The sequence below is a fragment of the Kitasatospora sp. NPDC051170 genome, assembly GCF_044455705.1.
Classification (GTDB): Bacteria; Actinomycetota; Actinomycetes; order Streptomycetales; family Streptomycetaceae; genus Kitasatospora.
Map to the genome: position 1 here is coordinate 421010 of NZ_JBITFA010000002.1, position 17596 is coordinate 438605.

Consider the following 17596-nt stretch of genomic DNA (forward strand, 5'->3'; position numbering starts at 1 on the left):
CGATCCGCCGGGGCACTACGGAAGTAGTGGCACTACGCACGTAGTGTCACTACTTCCGTAGTGCCCCCGCCATTGCCGTCTCCGCGGCTACGGCCACGGCTACGGCTACGGCTGCGCGTAGCCGCCGAGGAACTCGCCGATGCGGGTGACGGCGTCGGTGATCTCCTCGGCGCGGGGGAGGGTGACCAGGCGGAAGTGGTCGGGCTCGGGCCAGTTGAAGCCGGTGCCCTGGACGAGCAGGATGCGCTCGGAGCGCAGGAGGTCCAGGACCATCTGGGCGTCGTCCTTGATCTTGTGGACCTTGGGGTCGAGCCGGGGGAAGGCGTAGAGCGCGCCCTTGGGCTTGACGCAGCTGACGCCGGGGATCTGGTTGAGCAGCTCGTAGGCGGCGTCGCGGGACGCGAGGAGTCGGCCGCCGGGCAGCAGCAGGTCCTTGATCGACTGGCGGCCGCCGAGTGCGGCGGCCACCGCGTGCTGGGCGGGCATGTTGGCGCACAGGCGCATCGAGGCGAGGACGGTCAGGCCCTCGATGTAGCTGCGGGCGCGGGTGCGGTCGCCGGAGAGCACCATCCAGCCGGAGCGGAAGCCCGCGACGCGGTACGCCTTGGAGAGGCCGTTGAAGGTGACGCAGAAGAGGTCGGGCGCCAGGGTGGCCAGCGGGACGTGCTCGGCGTCGTCGTAGAGGATCTTGTCGTAGATCTCGTCGGCGTAGACGACCAGCTGGTGGCGGCGGGCGATCTCGGCCAGGCCCTCCAGCACCTCGCGCGGGTAGACCGCGCCGGTCGGGTTGTTGGGGTTGATCACGACCAGGGCCCTGGTCCGGTCGGTGATCCTGGCCTCGATGTCGGCGAGGTCCGGGTACCACTCGGACTGCTCGTCGCAGCGGTAGTGCACGGCGGTGCCGCCGGCCAGGGAGACGGAGGCCGTCCACAGCGGGTAGTCCGGTGCCGGGACGAGCACCTCGTCCCCGTCGTCCAGCAGCGCGGTCATGGCCAGCTGGATCAGCTCGGAGACGCCGTTGCCGAGGAAGACGTCGTCGACGCTCAGCCCGTGCAGGCCCCGCTCCTCGTAGTGCATGACGATGGCGCGGCGCGCGGAGAGCAGGCCCTTGGAGTCGCCGTAGCCGTGCGCGTTGGCGAGGTTGCGCAGGATGTCCTGCAGGATCTCCGGGGGCGCCTCGAAGCCGAACGTGGCCGGGTTGCCGGTGTTGAGCTTGAGGATGCGGTGGCCCTGCTCCTCCAGCCGCATCGCCTCGTCGAGTACCGGGCCGCGGATGTCGTAACAGACGTTGGCGAGCTTGCTGGACTGAATGACCTGCATGTCCGCCTACTTTAGGGGTACAAACGGTCCGCCCGGGGGGTGTCGGAAAGGGTGCTTCCGAGGGCTCGAACGGCCCCTCCGGGCCGACCTTGGATCGACAGGTGGGGGCCTCGGGAGGCCTTCCAAACCGGCGGCAGGATGTCCGGAATGCTCGCGTATGCGAGGGGCGCCGCCGTCCTCCCGTGGAGAAGGAGACGCACGGCACATGGCCCGGGGCCCGGCCCGGCAGGGCAGGATGTGGCCGACAGCCGGGTGGAGGAGGGGTGCGTCCGTGGTGACGGTCGTGGTCGTGGCGGTGCTGGTCGCTCTGCTGGCGGCCCCGGGGCAGCGCGCGCTGGTCGCCAGGTTCGCCGTGCCGGAGGGCGAGCCCTGGTGCGGCGCCTGCCCGTCCTGCGGACGGGGCTTCCGGCTGCTGCCGCCGACCGGGCGCTGCCCGCACTGCCGGGAGCGATTCGGCTCCGGCCCCTGGTCGGTGGAGGCGGCGGCCGTGGCGGTGGCGGTCGCGGTGGCGTACGCGGCGCACCGGCTGCCGGCCATGGCGCCGGCGCTGGGCTGGGCCGCGGCCGTGGGCGTGGTGCTCGGCGTCGTCGACGCCCGGGTGCGCAGGCTCCCGTACCGGCTGACCGTGCCGCTGATCGCCGGGGTGGCCGCCGCGCTGGTCGTGGCGGCGGTGGCCGAGGGCCGCCCGGAGGCGCTGCTGCGCTGCCTGCTGGTCGCACTGGCGGTCGGCGCCGTCCTCGAACTCTCCGTCTGGATGGGCGCGTTGGGCCCCGGCGACTCCCCACTGGGCTTCGCGCTGGGCGGGCTGCTCGGCTGGTACGGCTGGTCGGCGGCGCTGAGCGGACTGTTCGCCGCGGGGGTGCTCGCCGGCCTGTGGGCCCTCGTGCGGGCGGCCGCCGCGCTCGCCCGCCGCCGCCCGGTGCGCGGACTGCACCTCCCGGTGGGGCCGTTCCTGCTGCTCGGCGCGCTGCTGGGCGTGCTCACCGCATAGACGGCATAGACAGCTAGGCGGCATAGACGGCATAGACGGAGGGACGCGGAAGGGCCCGCCGTACCGGGTGGGGTACGGCGGGCCCTTCCGCCGGCGCGCAGGCCCCACCCTCAAGGAGCGGCGCGCCGGGGGGAGTTGGGCTCAGGGGCGGAACCTCACGGCATCTTGTGCACGAAGGGGCCGACCGTGGTGGAGAACGCGTTGCCGTTGTTGGCGTCCCAGTTGGTGGACCAGGTCATCGCGCCCCGGATGGCGGGCCACTTGGCCGGCGGCACGAAGGTGCCGCAGTTGTTGCCGGTGGCCAGGCAGTCCAGCGCGTTGTTCACCACGGTCGGCGAGACGTAGCCGCCGCCGGCCGCCCGCGAGGAGGCGGGGACGCCGATGCCGACCTGGTCGGGCCGCAGGCCGCCCTGGATGTGGGTGCAGACCTGGGAGGTGATGAAGTCGATGGTGCCCTGGTTGTAGACCTTGCCGTCGCAGCCGTTCATGCCGCCCGAGTTGTAGAACTGGGTGTTGACGACGGTCAGGATGTCCTTGGTGTTCAGCGCCAGCTGGAAGTACGCGCCCGCGGTGCTGTACATCCCGATGGTCTCGGGGGCCATCGTCAGGATGAAGCCCGGGCCGACCTTGGCCTGGAGGGCGTGCAGCGCGTTGCCGAGCGGACCGGCCTGGACGCCGTTCTCCAGGTCGACGTCGACGCCGTCGAAGCCGTAGTCCTTGATGATCCCGTAGGCGCTGTTGACGAAGTTGTTGCCGGCCGTCGCGTCGCCGACCGTGATGGCGCCGTTCTGGCCGCCGATGGAGAGGATGACCTTCTTGCCGGCGGCCTGCTTGGCCTTGATGTCGGCGCGGAACTGCGCGTCGGTGTAGCCGCCGAGCGCCTTGGACAGGCCCGGGTCCAGGGTGAAGCTGATCGCACCGGTCTGCGTGGGCACCGCGTCGGCGAAGGAGACCGCGATGATGTCGTACGCGCTCTGCACGTCGCTCAGGCGCTGCGCGGTCGAGCCGTTGTCGAAGTTCTGCCAGTAGCCGGTGATCGCGTGGGCGGGCAGGCCCGTGACCGGCGGGGTGGTGTTGGTCGGGGTGGCGGTCGGCGTGGCCGTGGGGGTCGGGGTCGCCGTCTGGGTGGCGGTCGCCGTGGGGGTGGGCGTCGCGGTCCGCGTGGGCGTGGCGGTGGCGGTCGGGGTGGCGGTCGCCGTCTGGGTGGGGGTGGGCGTGGCGGTCGGGGACGGCGTGGAGGTGCCGCCGGGGCCGATCAGCTGGACGTCGTCCGCCAGGTACGCGCTCTGCCCGTACCAGCCGTGCAGGTAGACGGTGACGCTGGTGGTGTTCGCGCCGGTGGTGAAGCTGGTGGAGAGCTGGTTCCAGCTGTTCTGGTTCGACCAGGCCGACGGGTCGGTGCCGCCGGTGCCGCGGGCGCCGAGGTAGACGTACGGGCCCTGCACCCAGGAGCTCAGCGTGTAGCTGGAGTTGGGCAGGACGCTGATGGTCTGCGTGCACTCGGCGGTGTCGCCCGCGCCGGGGGTGGCCTGCAGCGCGCCGGTGCCGGAGTGGACCGGGGAGGAGACGGCGGCCGCGGCGCCGGTGCAGGACCAGCCGCTCAGGCCGCTCTCGAACCCGCCGTTGGAGGCCAGGTTGCCGACGGCCGCGCTGGCGCCGCCGGCGAAGAGGGCGAGGCTGCCGCCCGCGACGGCGAGGGCGGTGGCACCGGCCGCGACGGCCGGGAGGGGGCTGCGACGGCGCTTGTGGGCAGGCTGGTTCAGCGTACGGGCCATGGGGTGACGCTCCTGGGGGAGGAGCGGCCGCCGCGGTGGGGGGCGCGGCGGCCGCGTGTGGGGGAGGGCGTTGCGTCTGGAGTGAGCCGGTGAGGCGAGCGGGGGTCGCTGCGTCCTGGGTCACAAGCTGGACTAGACCATTGCCGGTCGTCAAGCATTGGACGAACGGTTTACGGATTACTTAAGGAATCGGAGACCGTTCCGTGTTCATGGCGGAAACGCCCCCCGGAGCGCCCCGACACGCCTGCCGGGACAGACTCCGTACAGGACCGTGACCAGACCGCTACCTGCGGCTTTACCGGCTGCCTGCCCACCGGAGTAGGCTGCGCCGGGGGCTGAGACGCACCACCTGAACGAAGCACGGAGGGGCCGGGAACCATGGGTCTGCGCGATGTCGCCGAACGGACGCCGGGGCTGCGCACCCTGCTGGACGGGATGTACGGGCTCTACGGCCGCCGCGTCGAGGTGCACCTCGCACGCACCCCGCACCACATCGGCGTGATCCTCGACGGCAACCGCCGCTGGGCCAAGGCGACCGGCGGCTCCACCGCCTACGGCCACCAGCGCGGCGCCGACAAGATCACCGAGTTCCTCGGCTGGTGCGACGAGACCCACGTCAAGGTCGTCACCCTCTGGATGCTCTCCACCGACAACCTCGACCGCCCGGCCGACGAGCTCGTCCCGCTGCTGGGCATCATCGAGGAGGCCGTCACGGGCCTGGCCGCCGCCCGCCGCTGGCGGGTCAACCCGGTCGGCGCCCTGGACCTGCTGCCCGAGCACACCGCCGGCGTCCTCAAGCGCGCCGCCGAGCAGACCGCCGGGATCGACGGCATCACCGTCAACGTCGCCGTCGGCTACGGCGGCCGGCACGAGATCGCCGACGCCGTCCGCTCGCTGCTCCAGGAGCAGGCCGGCCGCGGCACCTCGATCGAACAGCTGGCCGAGGTCCTGACCGTCGAGCACATCTCCGAGCACCTCTACACCCGCGACCAGCCCGACCCGGACCTCATCATCCGCACCTCGGGCGAGCAACGGTTGTCCGGATTCCTGCTCTGGCAGAGCGCCCACAGCGAGTTCTACTTCTGCGAGGCGTACTGGCCGGCCTTCCGCAAGGTGGACTTCCTGCGGGCCCTGCGCGCGTACGAACAGCGCCAGCGCCGAATGGGTCTCTGACCCCCGGCGGGGGTTCACGGGCCGGTCCGTCCCGCCGGACGACCGCCCGATGACCGACGAACCACCGACGAATGACCGCCGTAGGGCTTGCCTACCCGGGCCCCTCGCGAGGCCAAACGTTCACCGGCAATGATCCGTCAGTTCGCCGGGAGCGCGAATGCACCGCCGCTCGCCTGGGAATACTCCCTTCCAGACCGGCCTCGAGGCCACCGGGGCAGCGGGGGCCGGCATGCCGCGGATGACGCAGGGTCATCCGCTCTGGAGGCCACGTGGTCAGTTCCAAGAGCCGCCGGACACCAGACCGGCGCACGTACGTTCTCGACACCAGCGTGCTCCTGGCGGACCCTCTCGCCATGAGCCGCTTCGAGGAGCACGAGGTCGTCCTCCCCGTGGTGGTCGTCACCGAGCTGGAGGACAAGCGCCACCACCCGGAGCTGGGGTACTTCGCCCGGCAGGCGCTGCGCCTGCTCGACGACTACCGCATCCGCTTCGGCCGGCTCGACGAGCCGATCCCGGTCGGGGAGCTGGGCGGCACGATCCGTGTCGAGCTCAACCACTCCGACCTGTCGATACTGCCGGCCGGATACCGCGCCGGCGGAGGCGAGGCGGACGCCCGCATCCTGGCCGTGGCCCGCAACCTGCAGGCCGAGGGCTACGACGTCACGGTGGTGTCCAAGGACCTCCCGCTGCGGATCAAGGCCAGCTCGGTGGGCCTGCTCGCCGAGGAGTACCGGGCCGAGCTGGCGATCACCTCGGGCTGGACGGGCATGTCCGAACTGCACGTCCCGGCGGACCAGGTGGACGCGCTGTTCGGCGCCGGCCACGACGCCTCGGTGGACGTCGACGGCGTCGGCGAACTGCCCGTGCACACGGGCCTGGTGCTCACCTCGGAGCGGGGCCGGGCGCTGGGCCGGGTCACCGGCGACGGGCGGGTGCGGCTGGTGCGGGGGGAGCGCGAGGCGTTCGGGCTGCGGGGACGCAGCGCCGAGCAGCGGGTCGCGCTGGACCTCCTGCTGGATCCGGAGATCGGCATCGTCTCGATGGGCGGCCGGGCCGGCACCGGGAAGTCGGCGCTGGCGCTGTGCGCGGGCCTGGAGGCGGTCCTGGAGCGGGGTCAGCACCGCAAGGTGATGGTCTTCCGGCCGCTGTACGCGGTGGGCGGCCAGGAGCTGGGCTACCTGCCGGGCAGCGAGGCGGACAAGATGGGCCCCTGGGCCCAGGCGGTGTTCGACACCCTCTCCGCGGTCACCACGCCGGACGTGATCGAGGAGGTCATCTCCCGCGGGATGCTGGAGGTGCTGCCGCTCACCCACATCCGCGGGCGCTCGCTGCACGACGCCTTCGTGATCGTGGACGAGGCGCAGTCGCTGGAGCGCAACGTCCTGCTGACGGTGCTGTCCCGGATCGGCCAGAACTCGCGGGTGGTGCTCACCCACGACGTGGCGCAGCGGGACAACCTTCGGGTGGGCCGGTACGACGGGGTGGTGGCGGTGGTGGAGAAGCTGAAGGGCCATCCGCTCTTCGCCCACATCACGCTCACGCGCTCGGAGCGTTCGCCGATCGCGGCGCTGGTCACGGAGATGCTGGAGGACATCCAGCCGTGATCCGCCCCTGATCGGGGCATAGTCGGACAATACGGTCAACTGGCCGCGCGGGGCCCGCTTCTGAGGGAGCGGGCCCCGCTTCCCGTGCGCCCGTGACGTCACGGTGAATGTGACATGCGCCACGCGAGTGGGAATTGCGTCGACACCACCGCTTGCGGCATGGTGAGGGTTCTGTCAGGCCCCGCGTACGGCGCGGCAGGGCCTCCGAGTATCGGAGGTCAGGCCCCGGATGGTCCGCCAACTCCGGTCGGTGGACACACAATTGAAGACCGATGGGCCGTACGCCGCCCGATCAAAACGTTCGGTCGCCTCATCTCGACCGGACGCCGGGCCAGCACCTCCCGTGACCAGAGCACCGTGCGGAGGTCCGTGTTCAGGGGCATCTTGCGCCCGTACGGTCACGCGTGGGCGATGCTGGAAGGAATCCATGTGACTCGGATCTCGGTCCGGGGAGTCGCTGTGGCCTCCGCCACCGCCGTCACCGCTGTCGGTGCCGTCGTGGGCATGGCCTCGGGCAGCGAGGGCAAGACGACGCAGACGGTCGACGTCGCGGGCGCGACCCTGCTTGCCGAAGTCCCCTCTGGCGCCCAGGCGCAGACCATCAGCGACAACATCGGTCAGCAGGCGACCGCGCAGCAGGCTTCCGCCGATGCCGCCGCCAAGGCCGCCGCTGAGCAGAAGGCCGCCGAGGAGGCCGCGCGCCAGAAGGCCGCCGCGGACGCCCAGGCCAAGGCCGCCGCCCAGGCGAAGGCCGACGCCGACGCCAAGGCCGCGGACGACGCCCGCAAGGCCGAGGCCGCCAACCGGTCCAAGGCCCGCTCCGCGCTGACCACCACCGACAGCACGCCGGTGTCGGTCAGCCCGGGCTCCGTCCAGGACCTCGCCCGCCAGATCGTCGGCGACGACGCCCAGTTCCAGTGCTTCAGCAACATCGTGAAGCGCGAGAGCGGCTGGGACTACACCGCGACGAACAAGGGCTCCGGCGCCTACGGCCTGGTCCAGGCGCTGCCCGGCTCCAAGATGGCCTCGGCCGGTGCCGACTGGCGCACCAACCCGGCCACCCAGATCAAGTGGGGCGTCGGCTACATGAACAGCCGCTACGGCAGCCCCTGCGGCGCCTGGTCGTTCTGGCAGAGCCACAACTGGTACTGAGCCACTACTGGCATCGAAGAGCCCCCGCTCTTTCCGACGGCCCCCGGCCGACCCGTCCGCGTGACGGGCCGGCCGGGGGCCGTCGCCGTTCCGGCTGCCGCCGCTCCCGAGGGGTGCGGACGCGGCGCGCGGGGAGGGGTCCTGGTGCTCCCCGCGCGGCCGGTCCGCCGGCGGTTGGCTCTCGATCCGCTGCCGGTAGGGCTCCCCGTTCGGACTTCTCCCCGGCGGTTGCCGTCCGAAACGGGTGGAACACGGATATTTGTCCACTTTTTTCGCATGAGTGGATCGAGTCGAACGTGTTGTGAGGGCGGACCGGCCGCCCCCGTGCCGGGTAGCGTCATCCCTGACGGCCGTGGCGGGACCCACGGCGTCCCGCCCTGGGCGGGAGAGCGGCAGGGAAGCGGTGGACACGAGGATGGCGCGGGGCGGAAAGGCTTTCAAGGCCGTGGCCAAGGGCATGGCCGTGGTGGCGAGCGCGGCCGCCGTGATCGAACGGCGCCGGCGCGCCGCGATGGCGGCGGAACCGCACGAACTCGCCGCCGCCGACGCGGCCGGACCGGCGGCGCAGCCGCACACCGACCGGGCCCCCTCGGCCTCGTCCGTCCCCGCGGCCCCTGCGGGCTCCTCGGGTTCCTCGGACTCCTCGGACTCCGGGGCCGTCGCGGTGCCGCAGCCCCCGCCGGCCGTACCCGCGCCGCTGCCCGCCGTGCCGGCGGCGCCCCGGCCCGCGGCCACCGCGCCGCCCGCGCAGGCCACCCTCGGGCGCGAGTACCACCCGGGCCGGCCGGCGACCCCCGCCGAGGCGGTGCCCTGGGGGCTGCGGGTGGCCGCCGAGTCGACCTGGCGGCTGCTGCTGCTCGGCGCCGCGCTCTACGTGGTCTTCTACGTCGTCGACATGCTGCGGCTGGTCGCGCTGTCGATGGTGGCCTCGCTGCTGATCACCGCACTGCTGGAGCCCTCGGTCTCCTGGCTGCGTCGGCGCGGGGTGCCGCGCGCGCTGGCGGCGGGCGGGGTGTTCCTGAGCGGTCTGGCCGGGATCGGGCTGGTCGGCTGGTTCGTCGTCTGGCAGGTGACGGACAACGTGGACACCGTCACCACCAAGGTGAAGACCGGTGTCGACCAGATGCGGGACTGGCTGATCGACGGGCCGTTCCACCTGACCCACCAGCAGATCACCGACTTCGCCAACCAGATCACCGGGGCGATCACCACCAACACCGATCAGCTCACCTCGGTCTCCATCACCGGCGCGCAGATCGCCGTCGAGGTGCTGACCGCGCTGATGATGACCTTCTTCACCACCTTCTTCTTCCTCTACGACGGCGCGAAGATCTGGAACTGGGCGCTGCGCTGCCTGCCCCGCCAGTCCCGCTTCGCGATGGCCGGGGCCGGGCCGAAGGCGTGGGCGACGCTCACCGCGTACGTGCGCGGGACGGTCTGCGTGGCCTTCATCGACGCGGTCTGCATCGGCGTCGGCGTGGACGCGCTGGGCGTGCCGCTGGCGATGCCGATGGCCGTGATCATCTTCCTGGGCGCCTTCGTGCCGCTGGTCGGTGCCCTGGTCACCGGCACCGTCGCGGTGCTGATCGCGCTGGTCACCCAGGGGCCGTGGACGGCGCTGATGGTGCTGGTGGTGCTGATCGTGGTGATGCAGGTGGAGAGCCACATCCTGCAGCCGCTGATCCTCGGACGGGCCGTGCGGGTGCACCCGCTGGGCGTGGTGCTGGGCGTCGCGGCCGGCGGCATCGTCGGCGGGATCGGGGGCGCGGTGGTCGCCGTCCCGCTGATCGCGGTGACCAACACCGTCATCGGTCACCTGCGGCGGCGCAACGAGGCCGGGCAGGCCGTCTTCACCGCGCTGGAGGCCGCCCGGGAGGCCGCCGAACGCACCGCCGCGGCCCCGCAGCCGCAACCGCAACCGCAGCCGCAGGCGCAGTCGCAGCCGCCCGCGGAGCAGCAGGAGCCCGTGAGGCACCCGGAGCCCGCGAGGCACCAGGAGTCAGGGAAGCGCCAGGAGCCCGAGAGGCATCCGGAGCCGCACCCGCACCCCCAGGTGCAGCCCGCGACGGAGTAGCGGTCGGCGCGGAACGGCGAAGGGCCCCGTCCGGACGTGGTGTCCGGACGGGGCCCTTCGCGCGTGGACCGCGGGGTGGTGCGGGTGCGTCAGGCCTCGACGGAGGCCAGCGCGGCCTCGGAGTCGAGGACGCTCGCCACGGCCTGCAGCACGGCGGCGATCTTGACCGAGGCCTGGACGACCTCGCGGTCGACCCCGGCCTTGCGCAGCACGGCCTCGTGGGAGTCGAGGCACTGGCCGCAGCCGTTGATGGCCGAGACGGCGAAGCACCACAGCTCGAAGTCGATCTTCTCGACGCCCGGGGTGCCGATGATGTTCATCCGCAGACCGGCCCGCATCGTGCTGTACTCCTTGTCGGAGAGCAGGTGCAGCGTCCGGTAGTAGACGTTGTTCATCCCCATGATCGCGGCCGCGCCCTTGGCGGCGGTGTACGCCTCCGGGGAGAGGTTGGCCTTGGCCTCGGGCTCCAGCTCGCGGAGCAGGCCCGGGCTGCGGGTGGCCATCGCGCAGGAGAGCACGGTGCCCCACAGCTGCTGGGCGGGGAGGTCGGAGTTGCCGATGACCGAGCCCAGGTTGAGCTTGAGGTCCTTGGCGTAGTCCGGGAGGGCGGCCTTCAGGTCGTCGAGGGCCATGGATCAGCCGGCCAGCAGGGACTCGGCGTCGAGGGTGTCCTCGCCCTTGTTCCAGTTGCAGGGGCACAGCTCGTCGGTCTGCAGGGCGTCCAGCACCCGCAGGACCTCCTTGGGGTTACGGCCGACGGAGCCGGCGGTCACCATGACGAACTGGATCTCGTTGTTCGGGTCGACGATGAACACGGCGCGCTGGGCGGTGCCGTCCTCGTTCTCGACGCCGCAGTCGCGCATCAGGTCGTGCTTGATGTCGGCCAGCATCGGGAAGGGCAGGTCGCGCAGGTCCTTGTGGTCCTTGCGCCAGGCGTGGTGCACGAACTCGGAGTCGCCGGAGACGCCGAGGATCTGGGCGTCGCGGTCGGCGAACTCGTCGTTCAGCTTGCCGAACGCGGCGATCTCGGTCGGGCAGACGAAGGTGAAGTCCATCGGCCAGAAGAAGACGACCTTCCACTTGCCCTCGTAGGACTTGTGGTTGATGTCGGCGAAGGCGCTCGCGGCATCCAGGTCGACACAAGCCTTGAGGTCGAACTCGGGGAACTTGTCACCGATCGTGAGCACGTTCGCTTCTCCTGAAGTGAGACTGAGGGAAATTTGTCCGGATTCCGGACGCGTTCCACATTTCCACATCGTGGACTGATCAGGGAAATAGCTACCCTGGATGTGTCTGATCGGAGATTATTATCAGTACCGAACCGTCCACGTCGCGCCCGCGCGCCCGCAGGGGCTCCGCCGCCAAACACGACCCGACTGTGGCGAGTGCCACAGTCCGTTCCCCCCGCACGCCCACCGTCGCCCAGCTGCGGGCCTTCGTCGCCGTCGCCGAGCACCGGCACTTCCGGGAGGCCGCCGCGGCCACCGGGACCAGTCAGCCCGCGCTCTCGGGGGCCGTCGCCGCCCTGGAGGAGTCGCTCGGGGCGCAGCTCATCGAGCGTACGACGCGCAAGGTGATCGTCACTCCCCTGGGCGAGCGCGTGCACGCTCACGCGCGCCGGGTGCTGGCCTCGCTGCAGGCGCTCACCGAGGAGGTCGATGCCGCCCGCCGGCCCTTCACCGGGCCGCTGCACCTGGGCGTCATCCCGACGGTGGCGCCCTACCTGCTGCCCACCGTGCTGCGGCTGGTCCGCGACCGCTTCACGGAGCTGGAGCTGCACGTCCACGAGGAGCGCACCCCCTCGCTGCTCGAGGGCCTCGCCTCCGGGCGGCTCGACGTGCTGCTGCTCGCGCTTCCGGCCGGCGGCAGCTCGCCCACCCGGGACATCCCGCTGTTCGACGAGGACTTCGTCCTGGTCACCCCGCCCGGGCACCCGCTGGCCGGGCGGATCGACGTGCCGCGCGACGTGCTGCTCGACCTGGAGGTGCTGCTGCTCGAGGAGGGGCACTGCCTGCGTGACCAGGCGCTGGACATCTGTCGCGAGGTCGGCGCCGACCCGGGGGGCTCCACCACCAGGGCGGCGGGGCTGTCCACGCTCGTCCAGCTCGTCGCCGGCGGTCTCGGGGTGACGCTGCTCCCGGCCACCGCGCTGGACGTCGAGGCCGGGCGCACCGACCGGCTGGCCGCCGTGCGCTTCGCCGGTCCGGCGCCGGGGCGGCGGATCGGGCTGGCCACCCGGCCGGGGTCGGCGCGCAGCGCCGAGTACGAACGGTTCGCGGTGGCGCTGCGGGAGGTGCTGGCGGAGCTGCCGGTGCGGATCGTCAGCTGACGGGGTGCGGCCAGCCGGTGGCGGGCTCGCCCAGGCAGAGGCCGACGGTCGTGGCGACGAGCAGTTCCAGTCCGCGCAGGGTCTCGGGGTCGGGCTCGTCGTCGGGGCTGCGCAGCGTGAGGTGGCGGGCGGTCAGGCCGTCGAAGCCGCTGAGGAAGTGGACGGCGATCAGGTTCGCCGGGACCGCCAGGGTCAGGTCGTGGGCGGCGGCCAGCGCGGTGAGCATCTCGGTGGCGGTGCCCTCGATCTCGCGCTGGAAGCCTTCCATGATCTCCTTCACGTCCGGGTCGCGCATCGCCAGCGCGCCGAACTCGCTCAGCAGCACGCAGTGCCCCTCGGCGCCGGTGGCGCCCTCCCAGATGGCGTGGACGAGGGTGCGGACCTGTTCGCCGAAGGTTCCGTCGCCGGGTGAGGCGGCGCGCACCGAGCCCATGAAGTCGGCGGTGACCTGCTCGACGACGGCCCGGTAGAGGTCCTTCTTGGTGCCGAAGGTGTAGTGCACCGTCGCCTGGGCCACGCCGAGCTCGGCCGCGATGGCCCGAGTGCTGGCGGCCGTGACCCCGACGCGGGTCATCAACTCGATGGCGGCCTGGACCAGCTGGGGGCGGCGTTCGGAGGCGGGGACGTGTGCCATGGCGCCAGGGTATCGCCATGGTCGGCCAACTGTGTCGAGCGATCCTGTCGCACGATCGGGTCTCACGATTGGGTCGCCCAACTTTGTCACCTGACAAAGTTGGGCGTACGGTGGTTGACCGAGACCAGCGCCAGGCGTCCGCCTGCCCGAGGAACGAGTCGCGAGAGGTCACCCATGGCCACGTACCTGTACCGATTGGGCCGCTACTGCTTCCGGCGGAGGCGGGCCGTCCTGGCGGTCTGGATCGCCGTGCTCGTCGCCGTCGGCGGGGCCGCGGGGGCCTTCGCCGGCAAGCCCAGTACCGAGTTCAAGGTGCCCGGCACCGAAGCCCAGGCCACCCTGGACAAGATCACCGGCGCCTTCCCCGAGCAGGGCCACGGCTCCGCCCGGGTCGTCTTCGCCGCCCCCGCCGCCGGAGGAGCCACCGCCCCCGAGGCCGGCAAGGCCGTCAAGGAGGCGGTCGGCAGGATCGCCGCCGTCCCGGGCGTGGCCGCCGTGCCCGACCCGTACGCCACCGGCGCGATCTCGCCCGACGGCCGGGTCGTCATCGCCCTGGTCTCCTTCGACCACAAGCTCGCCGACGTCACCGACCGGCAGCGCGAGGCCGTCAAGGCCGCCGCCGAACCGGCGAAGGCCGCCGGGCTGGACGTCGCCTACGGCGGCGACGTCTACCAGGAGATGGCCAAGGTCGAGGGCGGCAGCGAGTCGATCGGCCTGCTGGTGGCGGGGGTCGTGCTGGTGGTCACCCTGGGCAGCCTGGTCGCCGCCGGGCTGCCGCTGCTGACCGCGCTGATCGGCGTCGCCGTGGCGATGGCGGGCCTGCTCGCGCTCACCGGCCCGTTCGAGATCATCACCACCGCGCCGGTGCTCGCCCTGATGGTCGGCCTCGCCGTCGGCATCGACTACGCGCTGTTCATCCTCTTCCGGCACCGCCGCCACCTGCACGAGGGCCTGGAGCCCGAGGAGGCCGCCGCCCGCGCCACCGCGACCGCCGGCAGCGCCGTCGTCTTCGCCGGGCTCACCGTGGTCGTGGCGCTCGCCGGGCTCGCCGTCGCCGGCGTCCCCTTCCTGACCGTCATGGGCCTGGCCTCCTCCGCGGCCGTCGTCGTCGCCGTCCTGATCGCGATCACCCTGCTGCCCGCCGTCCTCGGCTTCGCCGGGCGCTCCCTCGACCGGCTGCCGGTCTGGAAGCGGGCGCTGACCGCCGACGGCAAGGTGACCATGGGCGAGCGCTGGGCCCGCTTCGTGGTCCGCCGCCCGCTGCCCGTCCTGCTGGTGGGCCTCGCCGGGCTGGGCGCGCTCGCCGTGCCCGCCGCCAGCCTCGACCTCGGCCTGCCGGGCGCCGGATCCCAGGCCACCAGCACCGACGCCCGCAAGGCGTACGACCTGATCAGCGACGGCTTCGGGCCCGGCTTCAACGCCCCGCTGGTCGTCGTCGTGGACACCCACGGCCACGGGCAGCCCGAACAGGCCGTCCAGGGCGTCGCGGCCGAGCTCCAGAGGCTGCCCGGCGTGAAGACGCTGCTGCCGCCCGCCGTCGACCGGGCCACCGGCACCGCCCTGGTGACCGTCATCCCGCAGACCGGCCCCGACCACGCCGACACCAAGGCGCTCGTCAACGAGATCCGCGACCGGCGCGCCGCGCTCGAGGCCTCCACCGGCGCCGAGATCGCCGTCACCGGCACCACGGCCGCCAACATCGACGTCTCCACCAAGCTCGGCCAGGCGCTGCCGCCGTTCCTCGCGGTCATCGTCGGCATCGCGGTGCTGCTGCTGGGCATCGCCTTCCGCTCGGTGCTCGTCCCGCTCAAGGCCGTGGCCGGCTTCCTGCTCAGCATCACCGCCTCGCTCGGCGCCGTCGTCGCCGTCTACCAGTGGGGCTGGCTCGACGGGATCATCGACGTGCCCAAGGTCGGGCCGGTGGTCAGCTTCGTGCCGATCCTGCTGATCGGCGTGCTGTTCGGGCTCGCCATGGACTACGAGCTGTTCCTGGTCTCCGGGATGAAGGAGCAGTACGTCCACGGCGCCACCCCGCGCGAGGCGGTCGTCGGCGGCGTGCGGGGCGGCGCCCGGGTGGTGACGGCGGCCGCGCTGATCATGGTCTCGGTGTTCGGCGCCTTCGTCCTCGGCCACGACCCGATCGTCCAGCCGATCGGCTTCGCCCTGGCGATCGGCGTGCTGGTGGACGCCTTCGTGGTGCGGATGGCCCTGGTGCCGGCCGCCATGGCGCTGTTCGGCAAGGCGGCCTGGTGGTTCCCCGAGCGGCTGGAGAAGGTCGTGCCGCGCGTCGACATGGAGGGCGAGCAGCTGATCGCCGAACTGGAGGCGCGGCAGCGGCCCGTGGCGAAGGAACCCGCCGGGGTGTGACGTTTCGCCGGCCCTGGGGAGCCCTCTTCTAGGGCCCTCTCTTTCGGATCTTGCCGGGCGGGCGCCGCCGGGGCACGCACCTCGACGGCTTCTCGTCAGTCGCCAATGTCCCCTAGCCTTCGGCCGGGAGGTGCCCCCACCGCAGTGGCTCCCTCCTCGGCACCGCCGATGCACGCACCCCAACGCCGCCCGCTCATCCGACAACATCCGAAAGAGAGGGCCTAGGACCGGCTCTTCTCCGCCGGCAGCCGCTGCTCGAACCAGACCACCTTGCCCGTGCCCAGTCTGGTCGCGCCCCAGCGCTCCGCGCAGCGGGCCACTATCTGCAGGCCGCGCCCGCGCTCGTCCTCCGGGCCGGTGCGGCGCGGGCGCGGCAGCAGCGGGCTGTCGTCCCCGACCTCGCAGCGAAGCCGGGTGGTGCGCACCAGGCTCAGGGTGACGGGCCGCGTCGCGTGCTGGACGGCGTTGGTCACCAGCTCGCTGACCATCAGCTCGGTGGACTCGGTCAGCTCCTCCAGCCCCCAGCGGCGCAGCGTGTGCGCGGCAAGCCGCCGCGCCCGGCCCGGCGTCTCGTTGCGCGGTTGCAGGTACCAGTGGGCGACGTCCCCGGCCGGGATCCCGTCGAAGCAGGCGCCCAGCAGCGCGATGTCGTCGCCCCGGTCGCCCGGCGGCAGGATGCGCAGGGCCTCCTGGCACAGCTGCTCGGGCGAGCGCCAGCGGGCGCTCTCGATCCGGGCGCGCAGCAGCTCCAGCCCGTCGCTGAGCGGGCGGCTGCGGGTCTCCACCAGGCCGTCCGTGAACAGCAGCAGCGCCGAGCCGGGCGGGGCGGCCAGCTCCACCGAGTTGAAGTCCACCCCGCCGACGCCGATCGGCGCCCCCGAATCCAGCTCCACCAACTCGGCCGTGCCGTCCGGGCGGACGAGCACCGGCGGGACGTGCCCGGCGTTGGCCAGGACCAGCCGGTTGGCGATCGGGTCGTACACCGCGTACACGCAGGTCGCCAGGTGCTGCTCGCGGCCGAGCCGCTGCGCCTGCTCGTCCAGGTGGTAGAGCACCTCGTGCGGCGGGAGGTCGAGGGCGGCCAACGTCTGGGCGCTGGTGCGCAGTTGGCCCATGATGGCGGCCGAGGTGAGGGAGTGCCCCATCACGTCCCCGACGATCAGGGCGACGCGGTTGCCGGGCAGCGGCACGGCGTCGTACCAGTCGCCGCCGACCTGCGCGCCGCGCTCACCGGGCAGGTAGCGCTGGGCGAGCCGGACGCCGTGCGGCTGCGGCAGGCGCAACGGCAGCATGCTGCGCTGGAGTTCGTTGGCGATCTCCCACTCGCGGGCGTACCGCAGCGCGGTGTCCACGGCCAGTCCGGCCTGGGTCGCCAGCAGGGCGGCCGTCGCGGTGTCGGCCGCGTCGAACGCCGGACGGCCGGTGCGTTCGGGCGGCCGGCGTATCAGCACCAGCAGCCCCAGGACGGCCTTGCGGCCACGCAGCGGCAGGGCGATCACGGAGGTGCCGGGAGCCAGCCGGGCCGGGCCGCGGGTGCCGTACAGCTCGCGCAGCAGGGCGTCGGTGCGCTCGGCTCCCGGGCTGCCGAGGACGGCCGCCTCGGCGGGGCGGCGGCTCAGCAGGGCGTGCGCGAGCGCGCCGCCGCGGGTCACCGGGGTGGCGGGGCCGTCGTCGGCGGAGGAACGGGAGCCGTACCGGTGGCGGTTGCGGTCGTCCGGGCTGTTGCGCCGGCCGCGGCGGCCGATCCGGGTGCCGGCGCTGTGGTGGATGCGCAGCTCCTCCGGGAAACCGGGCTCGCGCTCGACGTTGGGCAGCGGGTCGCGCAGGTGGATCACGGCGGCGTCGGCGAGGGTCGGCACCAGCACCCGGCCGATGTTGCGCAGGGTCGCGGCCAGGTCGAGGGCGGTGTTGATCCGGCGGGTGGCGGCCTCGAGGTAGGCGATGCGGTCCGCCACCTCGGGCAGGGCCGCCGCGCGTCGGGGCGCCTCGGCGCGGGGCGCCGCCGGGGCCGGGAGACGACGACGCGGGCCCGGGACGGCGGGCGGCTGCTCCGCCTCGGTCTTGAGCTGGTCGCGCACGGCTGCCTGTCCTGGAATCGGTGTGGTCGATAGGTCGTTCAGTGGTGCTCTCGGTGCCCTCTTCTGGTGCCCTTTTACCGGGTTCGCCGGGTTCGCCGT

General features: G+C 72.6%; 13 protein-coding genes. 7 read left to right on the forward strand and 6 right to left on the reverse strand.

Annotated elements, in window-relative coordinates; genetic code table 11:
- Nucleotides 1–105: 105 nt before the first annotated feature.
- Nucleotides 106–1320: a pyridoxal phosphate-dependent aminotransferase gene (locus tag ACIBCA_RS05475; RefSeq protein ID WP_396281503.1), complete on the reverse strand. Its 1215-nt coding sequence runs from the start codon at nt 1318–1320 to the stop codon at nt 106–108.
- Nucleotides 1321–1591: 271 nt separating this feature from the next.
- On the opposite strand from ACIBCA_RS05475, the gene ACIBCA_RS05480 reads away from it, so the two are divergent.
- Nucleotides 1592–2311: a prepilin peptidase gene (locus ACIBCA_RS05480; protein WP_396281504.1), complete on the forward strand. Its 720-nt coding sequence runs from the start codon at nt 1592–1594 to the stop codon at nt 2309–2311.
- A 155-nt stretch (nt 2312–2466) separates the two neighbouring features.
- On the opposite strand, the gene ACIBCA_RS05485 is transcribed toward ACIBCA_RS05480, so the two are convergent.
- Nucleotides 2467–4086 (reverse strand): chitinase, encoded by a 1620-nt coding sequence (locus ACIBCA_RS05485; protein WP_396281505.1) that lies wholly within the window; start codon nt 4084–4086, stop codon nt 2467–2469.
- A 378-nt stretch (nt 4087–4464) separates the two neighbouring features.
- Here ACIBCA_RS05485 and ACIBCA_RS05490 point away from each other — a divergent pair, with 378 nt between their 5' ends.
- The 4 genes from ACIBCA_RS05490 (at nt 4465) to ACIBCA_RS05505 (ending at nt 10089) form a co-directional block, all read left to right on the forward strand.
- Complete coding sequence (locus ACIBCA_RS05490) at nt 4465–5259, forward strand: isoprenyl transferase (protein ID WP_051838466.1); 795 nt, start codon at nt 4465–4467, stop codon at nt 5257–5259.
- Between the two features lie 269 nt (nt 5260–5528).
- On the forward strand, nt 5529–6863 hold the full coding sequence (locus ACIBCA_RS05495; RefSeq protein ID WP_396281506.1) for a PhoH family protein: 1335 nt from the start codon (nt 5529–5531) through the stop codon (nt 6861–6863).
- 411 nt (nt 6864–7274) lie between these two features.
- Nucleotides 7275–8015 (forward strand): transglycosylase SLT domain-containing protein, encoded by a 741-nt coding sequence (locus ACIBCA_RS05500; protein WP_396281507.1) that lies wholly within the window; start codon nt 7275–7277, stop codon nt 8013–8015.
- A gap of 415 nt (nt 8016–8430) precedes the next feature.
- Nucleotides 8431–10089 carry an AI-2E family transporter gene (locus tag ACIBCA_RS05505; RefSeq protein WP_396281508.1) on the forward strand — a complete coding sequence of 553 codons (1659 nt, stop codon included), beginning with the start codon at nt 8431–8433 and terminating at the stop codon, nt 10087–10089.
- Between the two features lie 89 nt (nt 10090–10178).
- Here the strand turns inward: ACIBCA_RS05505 and ACIBCA_RS05510 are convergent, their stop codons facing one another.
- Both ACIBCA_RS05510 and ACIBCA_RS05515 read right to left on the reverse strand, forming a co-directional pair.
- Nucleotides 10179–10721, reverse strand: coding sequence for an alkyl hydroperoxide reductase (locus ACIBCA_RS05510; protein ID WP_396281509.1), 543 nt, complete (start codon nt 10719–10721; stop codon nt 10179–10181).
- 3 nt (nt 10722–10724) lie between these two features.
- A complete protein-coding gene (locus tag ACIBCA_RS05515) occupies nt 10725–11276 on the reverse strand; it encodes a peroxiredoxin (RefSeq protein WP_031076510.1) in 552 nt (183 codons plus the stop codon).
- A gap of 191 nt (nt 11277–11467) precedes the next feature.
- Here ACIBCA_RS05515 and ACIBCA_RS05520 point away from each other — a divergent pair, with 191 nt between their 5' ends.
- Entirely contained in the window at nt 11468–12418 is a 951-nt protein-coding gene (locus ACIBCA_RS05520; RefSeq protein WP_396281510.1) for a LysR substrate-binding domain-containing protein, read from the forward strand.
- Here ACIBCA_RS05520 and ACIBCA_RS05525 read toward each other — a convergent pair.
- Nucleotides 12411–13052, reverse strand: coding sequence for a TetR/AcrR family transcriptional regulator (locus tag ACIBCA_RS05525; protein WP_396281511.1), 642 nt, complete (start codon nt 13050–13052; stop codon nt 12411–12413). The genes ACIBCA_RS05520 and ACIBCA_RS05525 overlap by 8 nt on opposite strands.
- A 174-nt stretch (nt 13053–13226) precedes the next feature.
- Here ACIBCA_RS05525 and ACIBCA_RS05530 point away from each other — a divergent pair, with 174 nt between their 5' ends.
- A complete protein-coding gene (locus ACIBCA_RS05530; RefSeq protein WP_396281512.1) occupies nt 13227–15419 on the forward strand; it encodes an MMPL family transporter in 2193 nt (730 codons plus the stop codon).
- A gap of 221 nt (nt 15420–15640) precedes the next feature.
- Here the strand turns inward: ACIBCA_RS05530 and ACIBCA_RS05535 are convergent, their stop codons facing one another.
- Complete coding sequence (locus tag ACIBCA_RS05535; protein WP_396281513.1) at nt 15641–17497, reverse strand: SpoIIE family protein phosphatase; 1857 nt, start codon at nt 17495–17497, stop codon at nt 15641–15643.
- Between the last annotated feature and the right edge of the window lie 99 nt (nt 17498–17596).

Coding starts and splice junctions, on each gene's coding strand:
- ACIBCA_RS05475 (WP_396281503.1), bottom strand. CDS start 1,320: ATGCAGGTCATTCAGTCCAGCAAGCTCGCCAACGTCTGTTACGACATC.
- ACIBCA_RS05485 (WP_396281505.1), bottom strand. CDS start 4,086: ATGGCCCGTACGCTGAACCAGCCTGCCCACAAGCGCCGTCGCAGCCCC.
- ACIBCA_RS05490 (WP_051838466.1), top strand. CDS start 4,465: ATGGGTCTGCGCGATGTCGCCGAACGGACGCCGGGGCTGCGCACCCTG.
- ACIBCA_RS05500 (WP_396281507.1), top strand. CDS start 7,275: ATGCTGGAAGGAATCCATGTGACTCGGATCTCGGTCCGGGGAGTCGCT.
- ACIBCA_RS05505 (WP_396281508.1), top strand. CDS start 8,431: ATGGCGCGGGGCGGAAAGGCTTTCAAGGCCGTGGCCAAGGGCATGGCC.
- ACIBCA_RS05510 (WP_396281509.1), bottom strand. CDS start 10,721: ATGGCCCTCGACGACCTGAAGGCCGCCCTCCCGGACTACGCCAAGGAC.
- ACIBCA_RS05525 (WP_396281511.1), bottom strand. CDS start 13,052: ATGGCACACGTCCCCGCCTCCGAACGCCGCCCCCAGCTGGTCCAGGCC.
- ACIBCA_RS05530 (WP_396281512.1), top strand. CDS start 13,227: ATGGCCACGTACCTGTACCGATTGGGCCGCTACTGCTTCCGGCGGAGG.